The organism is Pseudomonas sp. ES1, from assembly GCF_050586605.1.
Lineage (GTDB): Bacteria > Pseudomonadota > Gammaproteobacteria > Pseudomonadales > Pseudomonadaceae > Aquipseudomonas > Aquipseudomonas sichuanensis.
The window spans coordinates 1-13,378 of record NZ_JBOBDM010000098.1 but is presented as its reverse complement, the minus strand read 5'-3'; the positions used below and the strand labels follow the sequence as shown (position 1 = coordinate 13,378).

Below are 13,378 nucleotides of genomic sequence, written 5' to 3'. Positions count from 1 at the left end.
TGTGGGAGCGGGTTTACCCGCGAAGGGCTGCAAAGCAGCCCCATTACCGACGATGAAACGTTACCTGACGGGACCAGCTTCGACCCCGCCCATCTGGCCGAAACGCCCGGCCTGGAAGTCGTCGAACGACTCGGCGATCTGGGCCTGGCTGTTCATCACGAACGGGCCGTAACCTACGATCGGCTCATCGATCGGCTCGCCGCTGAGCAACAGCACGCTGACGTCCTCCAGCGCGTCGATGCGCAGCCCCTCGCCATCACGCTCGAACAGCACCAGGCTGGCCGGGCCGGCCTCGCGCTCGCCGTTGACCCGCAGCGTGCCGCGCAGCACCACCAGCGCCGCGTTGCGCCCGCTGGCAACCGGTAACTGCAGGCTGGCGCCGGCCTTCAGGCGCAGGTCCCACACATCCATGTCTGTGAAGGTGCGGGCCGGGCCCTGGTGCTCGCGGTAGCGGCCGGCGATCACCCGCAGGCTGCCCGCCTCGCCCTCCAGCGCCACCACTGGGATGTCGCTGGCCAGCAAGGTCTGGTAGCCGGCGGCGGCGCGCTTGTCCTTGGCCGGCAGGTTGACCCACAACTGCACCATCTCCAGGGTGCCGCCACGCTTGGCGAAGGCCGGCGAGTGGAACTCCTCGTGAATGATGCCGCCCGCGGCGGTCATCCACTGCACATCACCCGGGCCGATCAGGCCACCGGCGCCGGTGGAGTCGCGGTGCTCCAGTTCGCCCTGATAGACGATGGTCACCGTCTCGAAACCGCGGTGCGGATGCTGTCCGACGCCACGGCGGGCGCTGGTGGGGGCAAAATCGTGGGGGCCGGCGTAGTCCAGCAGCAGGAACGGGCTGATATGCCGGGCCAGGTGGTCGTAGGTGAACAGGCTGCGTACCGGGAAACCGTCACCCACCCAGTGGGCGTGGGGGCTGCGGTGGATACCCTGGATTTTTTTCATGAGAAACCTCCTCTCGTGGATGAGCACCACCTTACAGATGAGGTTAATCGTGCGCTAGACAGCCAAAATGGCATGCATCGTTCTACAAGTAGAACAATCTGGCTGTACAGGCTAACTGGCCGGTACAGCCGGCAGAGGTATCAGACCCCCTGCGCCTCGGCCTGTTCATGGGCCTGGCGCAAGCGCTCGCGACTGTTGCTCAGGTGCAGGCGCATGGCCATTTTCGCGCCTTCGCTGTCGTGCCGGGCAATGGCCTCGTAGATGGCTTCGTGCTCGTGCATCAGCCGGCCCATGTAATGGGCCTGGTCGTCATGGGCCAGGCGCGCGGAGTTGAGGCGGGTGCGCGGGATAATGCTGGTGCCCAGGTGGTTGATAATATCGGCGAAGTAGTGATTGCCGCTAGCCTGGGCGATGCGCAGGTGGAACTGGAAGTCCGCCGAGACCGCGTCCGAGGCGTGGGCCGCCCCTTCGTTGAGCTCGTCGAGTGCGGCGCGCATGCCGGCCAGCTGCTCGTCGTTGCGCCGCTGCGCGGCAAGCCCGGCCGACTCGATCTCCAGGGCGATACGCAGTTCCAGCACCGCCAGCACTTCGCGCAGGGTGACAACGGTGGCCGGGTCGATACGGAAACCGCCGGCAGTCGGCGCGTCCAGGACGAATGTGCCGATGCCGTGGCGGGTCTCGACCTGGCCGGCAGCCTGCAGCCGCGATATGGCTTCACGCACCACGGTACGGCTGACGCCCTCCTCGACCATGATCTGCGATTCGGTGGGAAGCTTGTCGCCGGGTTTGAGCTGGCCACTGCGAATGCGCTCGGTCAGCACCGTGACCAGTTCCTGCGCCAGACTGCGCGGCTTGCGCCGGGTGCGTGGCTGTACCTGCTGCTCTGTCATGCCCTGTACATCTTGTTGTGAAAGACAGGCGTGATGATAGCGCATGCGGTTGTACGATCACATACGTCCGCTGGGGATTTCACCTCTCATCGCCTACTGGCAGGCAACGGGGCGCTATCGAATGCTGGCGAAATGCCCTGCCATGGCGCTAGGCTGCGCGTTTGCCCATGCCCACCAAGGAAGGAACCTGCATGAAGACATTCGATCGCCTGTTGCTCGCCAGCGGCCTGCTGATCCCGTTCTGGCTGCTGATCGGCGTCGCCCTGACCGCCCAGGCCTACCCCGGCTACAGCCACCTGCAACAGGCCATGAGCCAGCTTGGCGCGGTGGACGCCCCCACCCACACGCTCTCGCCATGGATCAACAACTTCCCCCTGGCATTGCTGTTCGCCCTGTTTGCCTGGGGGCTGGCGCGACGGTGGCGACAATCCAGGCTGGCGCAGCTGAGCGCGCTGCTGATCCTGCTGCACGGTGTGGGCAGCCTGGGCACAGGCTGGTTTGCCTGTGATGCCGGCTGTGCGCCGGTGGCACCTTCGCTGTCGCAACAACTGCACAACCTCAGCGGGTTGCTGATGTTCCTCTCCCTGACCCTGGCCTGCGTGCTGTGGATCGGCCTCGGCCAGCGCCTGGCCCGATCGCGCGGCCTGGCCTGGTGGTCGTTGCTGTGCGCCGTGCTGGCGGTGGTCACGGTGCTGCTGATGGCGCGGGCGGCCGAGAGCGGGGAACTGTTCGGTCTGTACCAGCGCCTGAACTACGGGGTCTCGCTGCTGTGGCTGGCGGCCCTGGCCCTGGTGTCGCTGCGAGCCAGCCGCCACAACCCACTGCGCATGGCCATCGCCTGACGGCAAATTGCTGGCCCCCGGGCGTTTGAAGTACGGGCAAACTCCGTTTTCCTTCAGACGCTTAGGACAGCAACATGCGGGTATTTCTAGCAAGCGTAGCCGGCTGCCTGTTGGCCGTCGCCACCTTCGGCGCCCAGGCCCGGGCACTGAGCCAGAACGATCACCAGGTGTGCGGCTGGGGGGCGCAGATCGCCGCCGAGGCCCAGCAGGCCAAGCTTTCCGGGGTCACCTTGTACGCCACGCGCAAGAAGCTGCAGGCCCGCAAGTTCGCCAAACCCTGGATGCGCATGACCGCCTTCGGCATCACCGAGCAGACCTACAACAGCCGCTCGCAACTCAAGCCGGCGGCGATCAAACAGACCTACTATGAGCAGTGTGCTCAGCATGCACTTGCGAAGAGATAATCTTTATAAATCAATGATTTATAAGGATATCTAAAAGTGATTTATCCAGATTCTCCACATCCAGCGCTAATCTGGATAAATCCTTTAAAATCAATGATTTACATAGCAAATGTAATTTAGCATCGAGAATCATGCCGCCATGGCGCGCCTTCCTTGAAACGGGCCTCGAGCCACGCCTTGAACGCCCGCATCACCGCCGTGTTCAGCCGCGCCGAAGGCCGCACCAGGTAGATCCCCGCGGCCACATCCAGTTGCCACTCCGGCAGTACCCGCACCAGCCGGCCGGCCTGCAGGTCCTCGACCATCAACCAGTCGCCACCGGCGATAATCCCCACGCCCCGCCGCGCCGCCTCCAGCAGCGCCTCGTTGTCGTTGCCGCGCAGGCTGCCAGCGACCTTGACGCTCGCCTGGCGGCCCTTGGCGGTGAGGTGCCATTCGGGGAACGAACGCAGCCCACTGAAGCCCAGGCAGTTGTGGCTGGCCAGGTCGGCCGGCAACTGTGGCGTGCCATGCCGCGCCAGGTAGCCAGGCGCGGCGCAGAGGATGCGCAAGTGCTCGCACAGCTTGCTGGCCACCAGGCGGTTGTCGGCCAGCTCGCCAATACGGATGGCCGCATCGAAACCCTCGCCCACCAGGTCGACGAAACGGTCGGCGTACTCGGTGTCAATCGTGACCTGCGGGTGGGCCAGCACGAAGTCCGCCAGCAGCCCGCTCAGCCAGCGCCGACCCATGGCCGCCGGCAGCGCAAGGCGCAGGCGGCCGCGCACCTGTGCGGCGCCCAGTGCAGCCTCCTGCTCGGCCTCGTCTATCAACCGGCTGGCATGGCGCAGGCGCTCCACCAGGCGCTCGCCTTCGTCGGTGAAACGCAGCTGGCGGGTGGTGCGTTCCACCAGGCGGATGCCCAGACGCTGCTCCAGCGCACCCAGGCGCCGGGACAGCACCGAAGGGTGGCGCTCCAGCTGGCGCCCGGCGGCGGCGAACGAACCCTGTTCGTGCAGGGCCAGCAAGGTGGCGAGTTCGTCGGCGCGACGGCTGTCGAAGGGGTCCATGGCAAGGCTCATCCGGGGTCAGGGGGTAAGGATCAGCGCTCCCTCCGACCGGCCCAGTTCCAGGTCTTCATGGGCCTTGGCCACATCGGCCAACGGGTAGCGGCGCCAGATCCGCGGCTGGATGATACCCGCGGCCAGCGCAGCCAGCACGCTTGCCGCGCGGGCCTGGTACTCCTCGGCGGTGCGGGTGTGGGCGGCCAGTGACGGCCGGGTGACAAACAACGAGCCCTTGGCATTGAGCGTGGCGACCTCGATGGCTGCCGGCGCGCCGGAACTGCCGCCGAACGACACCAGTAGACCGCGCGGGCGCAGGCTGTCCAGCGAAGCTTCGAGCGAGAGGCGCCCGACGCTGTCGTAGACCACGTCCACGCCCTCCCCGACGGTCAGCTCGCGCACCTCGGCGGCCAGGGTGGCGGCGTTGAACCGCAGCACCTGGTCACACCCTGCGGCCTTGGCCCGGGCCACGCTCTGTGGCCGCGACACCACACCGATGACGGTCGCCCCCAGGTGTTTAGCCCAAGGCACCATCAACTGGCCGAGCGCTCCGGCGGCGCCATAGATCAGTACCCGCGTCCCGGGGCCGACCGGGTAGGTGCTGGTCAGCAGGTACTGGGCGGTGATGCCCTTGAACAGGGTCGCGGCGGCCTCCTCCTCGCCCAGGCCCGCCGGCAGCTTCACCAACCGCTCGGCCGGGTACAAGCGTGCGCTGGCGTAGCCGCCAAGCGGGCCGGTGGCATAGCCCACAGAGTCGCCCACCTTCACGTTGGTGACGCCTGCGCCTACTGCGGCCACCCGCCCAGCGCCTTCCAGGCCCAGGCCGCAGGGCAGCGGCAACGGCGCGCCGCCCTTGCGCTGTAGGACGTCCAGCGGGTTGACCCCGATTGCGGTCTGTTCCAGCCATACCTCGCCGGGGCCGGGTTGTTGTACCGGCAGGTCCTGCAGGTTCAGGACTTCAGTGCCGCCAGTCTGCCGCAGGACTATTCGCTTGGCCATGTTCGTCTCCTTGGGTGATTGAAAAGTCAGGCTCAGGCTAGAGTGCTGCAATAGATCGAACAATGAGGCCTGGTGCAGATGATTCGTGCACTTGAAACAGCAATCACTCGAATGAGCGTGCTGGTGATCACCGCAGTGGCGCTGGCCACCGCCGAGCGGTCAGCGCTTGCGCGCCACCACGCCGTACAGCATGTCGCCGATATAGATTCCGGTACTGGCCTGGCGCTCAGCATCCAGCCGTGACTGCAGGGTTTCGATACCTACCTGGCGGGCACTGGCCACGCCCTGTTCGATGATCCGCGGCAGGCAGGCGCGCACGATATCAGCCAGGGCGTAGCGGCTGTCGGGCGTCTGCACCAGGCATTCGGCGCGCAGGTCCTCCACCGCAAGCCCGGCCTGGCTGAAGATGCGGTGCAGGTTGAAGCCAATGTGCAGGTCGGCGCCCTCTTGCTCCAGCATGCGCTGCAGCCACTGCTGGGCCTTGCGGTGCAAGGGGAAAGGTTCGAGGCTGGCCGGCGTCAGGCTGGCGTCGTGCTCCTGGAACACCATCACGCCACCCGGCAGCAAGTGCCGGGCCAGCCCCCGCACGGCCTTGAGCGCATCCGGCTGGTACATCAGCACCCGACGCCCGACGATGGCGTCGAACAGCCCCAGCGAGCCAGGCAGCGCGTGCAGGTCGGCGTGGATGAACTCAGGTGGCGCAGCGCCCTTCGGCACCTCGCGTTGCCGGGCGCTCTCCAGCGCCCCGGCAGCCTGGTCAACGCCCACCACCGCGCCATCGCCATCCACCAGGCGGGCCAGCAGCAGGCTCACGTCGCCGCTGCCGCAACCGACATCCAGCACACGCATGCCAGGGCCTATTCCGGCGTCGAGCAACAACCGCGTGGTGAAATCCGCTTTCGCAAGTGCCATGCCATGCTCCTTAGAGGACGTGCCAGTGTGCCGAGCAACGCCCCCATGACACAAGGCGGATCTGGCCTATCCTTGTGCCACCCGCGCCCACCGGAGCCCTTGCATGCCAACCCCACAAGACCCGCTGCTGCGCAGTTGGCAGCACAACGCCCAGGCCTGGATCGACGCCGTGCGCGGCGGCGCCATCGAGTCCCGTCGCCAGGTTACCGACCAGGCCATGCTCCTCGCCGTGCTCGGCCGTCAGCCGGCGCGGGTGCTCGACCTGGGCTGTGGCGAAGGTTGGCTGTTGCGGGCACTGGACAACCGGGGTGTCGAAGCGGTCGGGGTGGATGGCGACGCAACCCTGGTGGCTGCCGCACATGCGGCGGGTTCGCCCGCGGTACACCTGGCCACCTACGAGCAACTGGCCGCGAGGCAGGTGGACATCGGCCACGACTACTCGCTGGTCTGCGCCAACTTCGCCCTGCTGCACCAGGACATCATCCCGTTGCTGGCAGCCCTGCACGGGCTGCTGCAAGCGCAGGGAACGCTGGTGATCCAGACCCTGCACCCGTGGACAACCGCCGCCGGCGACTATCAGGATGGCTGGCGCGAAGAGACGTTCTGCGGACTCAGTGGTGACTGGCAGCCGATGCCCTGGTATTTCCGTACCCTGGCCAGCTGGTTGAAGGCGCTGCAGATGGCCGGCTTCAGCCTGCTCGAACTGCAGGAACCGCAGCATCCGCAGCAGCGGCAGCCCCAGTCGCTGCTGCTGGTTGCGCAACGCGACTGACTAGGCGCCTGGGCGTTCCGATTGCGACAGCAAGCGCCCCGGCGTCTTGCTCCACCCCCGTGCCTGCCGCTAGCCTGCGCTGCCCTGCCCCGGACGGACCCTGCTGCCCATGCAACCCCGCGACCTTGCCGCCTACCTGTTCCTGGCCATCGCCTGGGGCTTTTCTTTCCTGGTCATTCTCAAGGTGGTGCATGCCTTTGGCTGGGTGGGTGCGGTCAGCCTGCGCGCACTGATCGCCGCAGGCACCCTGGCCGCGCTGGCCGCCCTGCTTGGCCGCACGCTGCGCCTGCGGCCACTGCTCAGGCCGCTGCTGGTGGTGGGCGCTACCACCGTGGCCGGGCAACTGATCGGCCTGTCCTACGCCACACCGCGCATCGGCACCGCCATGGCGGCGATTATCGTCGCGACCATTCCGCTGTTCTCGATGATCATCGGCCGCCTCTGGGGGCTGGAGAAGATCAGCCTGCAAGGGCTGGCCGGGCTGCTGCTAGGCCTGCTCGGCATCATCCTGCTGGTGGGTTTCCCGGCACAGGAGGTCAACGAAGACTTCGTCCACGGCTGTATCGCCTCGTTGGGCGGCTGCCTGTGCGCGGCGTTCGGCAGCAACTACGCCAGCCTGCACCTGCGCGGCCAGGATCCGTGGACAGTGACTGGCGGCGCATTCCTCGCGGGCGGCCTGCTGACCTTGCCGTTGCTGGTGCTGGTCCCGGTGCCGGGCGTTCCGCAGGCCGCGGACTGGCTTTACCTGGGCATCAGTGGCGCGGTGATGAGCGCCACCACCTACGTCCTGTATTTCGGCCTGGTGGCCCGCATCGGCGCCACCCGCACCATCAGCGTCGAGTTCGTGGTGACCTTGGTCGCCGTGCTGGTCGGGGCATTGTTCCTCGGCGAGGCGCTGAGCTGGCTGCAAGCCTTCGGTGGCCTGGTGATCCTGTTCGGCTGCATGCTGGTGCTTGGCCTGTTGCCCGGCAAGGGCCCACGCCTGCCCAGTTGACTCGGCCGCCAGGCTACTGCCGGGCGGAAACAGCTTGCACGGCAGGGTCTTGCGGCGGCGTCAGGCGCAGCACACGGTCGCGACCACCCTCGGCAAGCAGGTAACCGCCGCTGCCGTCGGGCACGATCGCCTGCGGTGCCTTGAGAAAACTGAGCACGGTATGGCGCGATCCATCGCCGTCGACGCGCAGCAGCCGGGCACGGTGGGTGGAGTCCTCAGTGATCCACAGACCGCGTGCATCGCAGAGCAGGAACGTGGGGTTGCGCAAACCTTCGACCACCACGGGGTCCTGGCCATCGTCGCCGAGCGCCCGAATCTTGCCGCTGGCCTTTTCGGTGTAGAGCAGGCGCCCGTCGTTGCAACGGGTCAGCCCTTCGGTTTCGGTCAGGCCCGAGCGCAGCACATCCAGCTGGCCGCTGCGCCAGTCGTAGCGCATCAGCCGGCCATCACCCTTGCGGTCTTCGATCGCGTAAAGGTGTTCGCCATCGTTGTACAGGCCTTGCACATTGTTGCCTTGGAACAAGGGCATGACCTGGCCATTGCGCGACAGGCTGACCGGCGCCTCGCCCACCTCCTGGCTGAACACCCAGCCGCCCTCCACGGCAACCATGCCATCGGGTTTGGACAAGCCTTCGATCAGCACCACACGGTCGCCGTCGGCGGTGATCTTGATGATGCTGCCTTTGCCACCGTTGAGCTCACGGCTCACCAGCAGGCTGCCATCCAACTGCGGCAACAACGAGGCAGCCTTGTCGACCTCGCCGTGCAGCAACTGCACACGCCAGCCATCAGCGGCCTGCACCGGATAGAAACTCTGCCAGGCGAAGAAACCCAAGGTACTGGCCACCAGCCCTGCACCGACGGCCAGGGCCAGGCGGGCACTGCGCTTGCGCAGAACATGCATCATCGATCGAGCTCCTGAAAGTGGCGCGATCGTAGCAAGGGGATGTGAAAAAAATGTCATGGCTCAGTGACCGATCGGTCACGACAAAATAAATGGATATAAAAATAACAAAACAATCTAACTGAATGGAATAAACAAATTGAAATAGCCCCTGCCAGCTCCGTAGGCTGGAGCCACGCTTTCCCGCCTATTCAAGGAGCCCTCACCGTGCCTTCCCGTGCCTCCTCCCCCCTGCGCCGCCTGCTGATCGGCGGCCTGCTGGCCAGCGTTGCCAGCGCCCTCCTGCCTTGGTCCAACGCGGTTGCCGACGATGGCAAGACCCTGCGTATCGGCTACCAGAAGTTCAACAGCATCAACATTCTCAAGGGCAGCGGTGCCCTGGAAAAAGCCCTGGCGCCCCAGGGGGTGAAGGTCAGCTGGCATGAGTTCGCCGCCGGCCCACAGCTGCTCGAAGCGCTGAGCACCGGCGCCATCGACCTGGGCCATGCCGCCGACGCGCCTTCGGTGTTCGCCCAGGCCGCCGGCAAGCCGGTGGTCTACCTGGCCGCCGAGCAGCCCTACCCGCGCGGCATCGGCCTGGTAGTGCGCGAGCAGGACCAGATCACCTCGGTCGCCCAGCTCAAGGGCCAGCGCGTGGCCACCGGCCGCGGCTGGAACGCCCAGTATCTGCTGGCCGTGGCCCTGGAGCAGGCCGGTCTGAGCTACCAGGACATCACCCCGGCCTACGTCAACAACGCCGCCGATGCCGTCGCCGCGCTGCAGTCGGGCAGCGTGCAGGCCGTGACGCTGTGGGACCCGTTCCTGGCTGCCGCCGAAGCGCAGCCGGGCCTGAAGAACCTGCGTGACGGCAGCGGGCTGTCCAACAACCGTACCTTCTACCTGTCCACCGCCGACTTCGCCGACCAGCACCGCGCGCTGCTCAAGACCTTCTTCGGCGAACTGGCCAAGGTCAGCCAATGGGCCAACGCCCAGCCCGGCGAAGTCGCCAGCCTGCTGGCGCCGCAACTGGGGATCGGGGCCGACGTGCTCAAGACCGCCAGCGAGCGGCGCAACTACAACGCCGTAGCCATCACCCCGCAGATCGTCGCCGAACAGCAGAAGCTGGCCGACACCTTCCAGGGGCTGGGGCTGATCCCGCGCAAGCTGAACGTCGCTGAGGCGGTTTACCCGGCCTCTGTGCTGCCCTGACAGGGATGCCTTGCGAGGTGATTGGGGTGGGGCTTCCAAGTGTTCGACGAGAGGCTTTCTGCGCCTGTGAGATCGAGCGCCGCCCGCGCGGCGCATCGCTGGCAAGCCAGCTCCCACATCTGTTTCGGGCCAGTTACTCCTGCAAGGTCATCACTGTCCGCCTTGTTGATACGACGCGGTTTCAGTGTGGGCGTTGCCGCCGCCCCACTTGACTCAAGGCATGCGCCAAGGCGGGCAGCGGTACTTTCACAGGAATAATTGGCCCGAAACAAATGTGGGAGCTGGCTTGCCAGCGATGCGCCGCGCGGGCGGCGCTCGATCTCACAGGCGCTGCACCCCTTTCGCCGAACCCTTGAAGCCCTCACACAATCTCATTCAAAGACCTTGAAGGCCATGGCCCTGACAAGGAGGTAACGATGCCCCGCCCGATCCGCTTCAACGCCTTCAGCATGAACGCCGCCAGCCACCAGTCGCCCGGCCTGTGGCGCCATCCGCGCAACACCAGTGTCGAGTTCAACCGCCTGGACTACTGGACCGACCTGGCCCGCCTGCTGGAACGTGGCCTGTTCGACGCGCTGTTCATCGCCGACGTGCTGGGCATCTACGACGTCTACCAGGGCGGCCCCGAGGCGGCCCTGCGCGGCGGCGTGCAGGTGCCGGTGAACGACCCGCTGCTGCTGGTGCCGGCCATGGCCGGGGTCACGCAGCACCTGGGCTTCGGCGTGACCTTTTCGTTGACCTATGAGCACCCGTATCCCTTCGCCCGGCGCATGTCCACCCTCGATCACCTGAGCAATGGCCGGGTCGGCTGGAACATCGTCACCGGCTACCTCGACAGCGCCGCGCGCAACCTGGGCCTGCCCCGGCAGCTCGGCCACGACCAGCGCTATGACCTGGCCGAAGAATACCTGCAGGTGCTGTACAAACTCTGGGAGCAAAGCTGGGAAGACGATGCGGTGCTGCTGGAGCGCGAAACCGGGCGCTATATCGAGCCCAGCCGGGTACACCCGATCAACCACCACGGCGAGCACTTCCAGGTGCCCGGCATGCACCTGTGCCAACCCTCGCCACAGCGCACCCCGGTGCTGTTCCAGGCCGGCGCCTCGGCACGCGGCCAGCAGTTCGCCGCACGGCACGCCGAGTGCGTGTTCATCAGTGGCCCGACGCCCGCAGTGCTGCGCCGCTATGCCGACGGCATTCGCCAGGCCAGCGAGGTGGCCGGGCGCGGGCGTGACGAGGTACTGATCTATGCGCAGGCACTGCTGATCGTCGGGGCTACCCGCGAGCAGGCCGAAGCGCGCTTCGCCGAATACCGTCGCTACGTAGACCTCGACGCTGCCCTGGCGCTGCTGTCGGGCTGGACCGGCATCGACTTCGCCGGCCTGGACCCCGACGCGTCCATTGAATATGTGGAGAATGACGCCGGCCGCGCCGCCCTGGCGGCGTTCACCGCCGCCGACCCGAACCGCCGCTGGACCGTGCGCGAGGCCGCTGAGTTCGTCGGCCTGGGTGGGCGCGGCCCGGTGCTGGTGGGCAGCGCCAGCGAGGTGGCCGACCAGCTGGAGCAGTGGCTGGACCAGACCGGCATCGACGGTTTCAACCTCACCTATGCGGTGCAACCGGACGATCTGGCCCATGTGGTCGAGCTGTTGGTGCCCGAGCTGCAACACCGCGGCCGCTACCCCACCGCCTACGAGGACGGCACCTTGCGCCACAAGCTGTTCGGCCACGGCGACCGCTTGCCGGCGGAGCATGTCGGGCGCCAGGTACGCATTCAGTAAGCAAATACCCGGTATTTCAACATTTAATTTGTGGATGGCGCGGACAGGCTCTTATGCTGTCCCGGCATCCCCTGCACGCACCGGCCGGTGTGGTCAAAGGCATGGGGAGAGAACAACAAGTCGAGACCGTTCATGTCGAAACCATCCTACTTCGCCCCCCACGGTGGGCACCCGGCTCAGACCGAGCTGCTGACTGACCGTGCCATGTTCACCGAAGCCTATGCCGTCATCCCCAAAGGCGTGATGCGTGACATCGTCACCAGCCACCTGCCGTTCTGGGACAAGATGCGCATGTGGGTCATCGCCCGCCCGCTGACCGGTTTTGCCGAAACCTTCTCGCAGTACATCGTCGAAGTTGCCCCGGAAGGCGGCAGCGAGCGCCCTGAGCTGGACCCGAACGCCGAAGCGGTGCTGTTCGTGGTCGAAGGCCAGATCGACATCACCGTCGAAGGCAAGCACCACACCCTGGTCCCAGGCGGCTACGCCTTCCTGGCCCCGGGCGCCGAGTGGAGCCTGCGCAACAACAGCCAGGCCAACGTCACCTTCCACTGGCTGCGCAAGCACTACCAGAAAGTCGAAGGCCTGCCGGTGCCGGAGTCGTTCGTCACCCACCGCGACAACGCCACCGTCATCGAGATGCCGGGCACCGAAGGCGCCTGGAAGACCACCCGCTTCGTCGACATGGCCGACATGCGCCACGACATGCACGTCAACATCGTGACCTTCCAGCCGGGCGGCGTGATCCCGTTCGCCGAAACCCACGTCATGGAACACGGCCTGTATGTCCTGGAAGGTAAAGCGGTGTACCGCCTGAACCAGGACTGGGTCGAGGTCGAGGCCGGCGACTTCATGTGGCTGCGCGCCTTCTGCCCGCAGGCCTGCTACTCCGGCGGCCCGGGCCCGTTCAGCTACCTGCTGTACAAAGACGTCAACCGCCACGTGCACCTGACCCTCAACCCGCAGCGTTGAGTTCAGGTTGATGTCTGCAAAGCCCGCCTTGATGGCGGGCTTTGTTTTTGTGGCCATACTTGCAGCTTGCCCTTGCTGCGGCCACCGATCATGCCCCTCTCCCACCTGCTGCTTGCCCTGCTGCTGTCGCTACCGGCCCCGCTGCTGGCCGCCGACGACTGGCAGCTGGCCTATGACCGCGAAGGTATCCGCGTCTACCTGAGCAGCGTCCCCGGCTCCCCCTACCAGCAGTTCCGTGGCGTCAGCACCATGAATGCCAGCGTGCGCACGCTCACCGACCTGCAGGAAAACCTGCGGGTGGCGTGCAAATGGCTGTATGCGTGCGAGCAGATGCGCCTGCTGGACGTGGAAGGCGACAGCACCTGGGTGTACCTCACCACCAACCTGCCGTGGCCCACGCTGCCGCGGGACATGGTGCTCAAGGTCAGCACCGAGCGGCTGGACGACGGTACGCTGGTACGCCACCTCAGCGCCGACCCTGGCAGGGTGCCGGAAGAACCGGGGCTGATCCGCGTAAAGCGCATCAACGGGGAATGGATCATGAAGCCTGTGGGTGCAAAGCGGACCGAGGTGACCTATCAGCTGCAGGCTGATCCGGCCGGGGATGTACCGGGCTGGCTGGCCAACCGGTTCGTGGTGGATGCGCCAGTGGTGACGCTGCGCACGTTGCGTGCGGTGGCCGAACGGCAGCGTTGAGCGCGGGACCAATTCAAGGGTCCATGAAAGCATCGC

General features: G+C 66.2%; 14 protein-coding genes. 8 read left to right on the top strand and 6 right to left on the bottom strand.

Translation table 11 applies throughout. From position 1 onward, the window contains the following. Positions 1 to 60: 60 nt before the first annotated feature. Both ACQ4N9_RS25615 and ACQ4N9_RS25610 read right to left on the bottom strand, forming a co-directional pair. Positions 61 to 948, bottom strand: coding sequence for a pirin family protein (locus ACQ4N9_RS25615; RefSeq protein WP_390970873.1), 888 nt, complete (start codon positions 946 to 948; stop codon positions 61 to 63). Between the two features lie 140 nt (positions 949 to 1,088). Beyond that, positions 1,089 to 1,838 (bottom strand): FadR/GntR family transcriptional regulator, encoded by a 750-nt coding sequence (locus ACQ4N9_RS25610; protein ID WP_323833630.1) that lies wholly within the window; start codon positions 1,836 to 1,838, stop codon positions 1,089 to 1,091. A gap of 191 nt (positions 1,839 to 2,029) precedes the next feature. Here ACQ4N9_RS25610 and ACQ4N9_RS25605 point away from each other — a divergent pair, with 191 nt between their 5' ends. Continuing rightward, entirely contained in the window at positions 2,030 to 2,680 is a 651-nt protein-coding gene (locus tag ACQ4N9_RS25605) for a DUF998 domain-containing protein (protein WP_390970871.1), read from the top strand. A gap of 74 nt (positions 2,681 to 2,754) precedes the next feature. Further along, positions 2,755 to 3,084, top strand: a complete 330-nt coding sequence (locus tag ACQ4N9_RS25600) for a hypothetical protein (protein WP_258704397.1) — start codon at positions 2,755 to 2,757, stop codon at positions 3,082 to 3,084. Between the two features lie 116 nt (positions 3,085 to 3,200). Here the strand turns inward: ACQ4N9_RS25600 and ACQ4N9_RS25595 are convergent, their stop codons facing one another. From ACQ4N9_RS25595 to ACQ4N9_RS25585, 3 genes are all read right to left on the bottom strand, one after another. After that, positions 3,201 to 4,133, bottom strand: coding sequence for a LysR family transcriptional regulator (locus ACQ4N9_RS25595; protein WP_390970869.1), 933 nt, complete (start codon positions 4,131 to 4,133; stop codon positions 3,201 to 3,203). Between the two features lie 18 nt (positions 4,134 to 4,151). Further along, on the bottom strand, positions 4,152 to 5,126 hold the full coding sequence (locus tag ACQ4N9_RS25590) for a quinone oxidoreductase family protein (protein ID WP_390970867.1): 975 nt from the start codon (positions 5,124 to 5,126) through the stop codon (positions 4,152 to 4,154). A 159-nt stretch (positions 5,127 to 5,285) separates the two neighbouring features. Then, positions 5,286 to 6,038 carry a class I SAM-dependent methyltransferase gene (locus ACQ4N9_RS25585; RefSeq protein WP_323833623.1) on the bottom strand — a complete coding sequence of 251 codons (753 nt, stop codon included), beginning with the start codon at positions 6,036 to 6,038 and terminating at the stop codon, positions 5,286 to 5,288. Between the two features lie 103 nt (positions 6,039 to 6,141). Between ACQ4N9_RS25585 and ACQ4N9_RS25580 the strand changes: the two genes are divergently transcribed. Both ACQ4N9_RS25580 and ACQ4N9_RS25575 read left to right on the top strand, forming a co-directional pair. Next, on the top strand, positions 6,142 to 6,810 hold the full coding sequence (locus ACQ4N9_RS25580) for a class I SAM-dependent methyltransferase (RefSeq protein WP_390970865.1): 669 nt from the start codon (positions 6,142 to 6,144) through the stop codon (positions 6,808 to 6,810). A 109-nt stretch (positions 6,811 to 6,919) separates the two neighbouring features. Then, positions 6,920 to 7,804, top strand: coding sequence for a DMT family transporter (locus ACQ4N9_RS25575; RefSeq protein WP_390970863.1), 885 nt, complete (start codon positions 6,920 to 6,922; stop codon positions 7,802 to 7,804). A 13-nt stretch (positions 7,805 to 7,817) separates the two neighbouring features. On the opposite strand, the gene ACQ4N9_RS25570 is transcribed toward ACQ4N9_RS25575, so the two are convergent. Continuing rightward, complete coding sequence (locus tag ACQ4N9_RS25570) at positions 7,818 to 8,711, bottom strand: hypothetical protein (protein WP_390970861.1); 894 nt, start codon at positions 8,709 to 8,711, stop codon at positions 7,818 to 7,820. A gap of 204 nt (positions 8,712 to 8,915) precedes the next feature. Between ACQ4N9_RS25570 and ACQ4N9_RS25565 the strand changes: the two genes are divergently transcribed. The 4 genes from ACQ4N9_RS25565 to ACQ4N9_RS25550 all read left to right on the top strand — a co-directional run bounded on the left by ACQ4N9_RS25565 (position 8,916) and on the right by ACQ4N9_RS25550 (position 13,342). Beyond that, positions 8,916 to 9,896, top strand: coding sequence for an aliphatic sulfonate ABC transporter substrate-binding protein (locus ACQ4N9_RS25565; protein ID WP_390970859.1), 981 nt, complete (start codon positions 8,916 to 8,918; stop codon positions 9,894 to 9,896). A gap of 416 nt (positions 9,897 to 10,312) precedes the next feature. Continuing rightward, positions 10,313 to 11,677, top strand: a complete 1,365-nt coding sequence (locus ACQ4N9_RS25560) for an LLM class flavin-dependent oxidoreductase (RefSeq protein ID WP_390970858.1) — start codon at positions 10,313 to 10,315, stop codon at positions 11,675 to 11,677. Between the two features lie 132 nt (positions 11,678 to 11,809). Then, on the top strand, positions 11,810 to 12,646 hold the full coding sequence (locus ACQ4N9_RS25555; RefSeq protein WP_125464268.1) for a bifunctional allantoicase/(S)-ureidoglycine aminohydrolase: 837 nt from the start codon (positions 11,810 to 11,812) through the stop codon (positions 12,644 to 12,646). A 90-nt stretch (positions 12,647 to 12,736) separates the two neighbouring features. Then, positions 12,737 to 13,342 carry an START domain-containing protein gene (locus ACQ4N9_RS25550; RefSeq protein ID WP_390970856.1) on the top strand — a complete coding sequence of 202 codons (606 nt, stop codon included), beginning with the start codon at positions 12,737 to 12,739 and terminating at the stop codon, positions 13,340 to 13,342. Positions 13,343 to 13,378 lie beyond the last annotated feature (36 nt).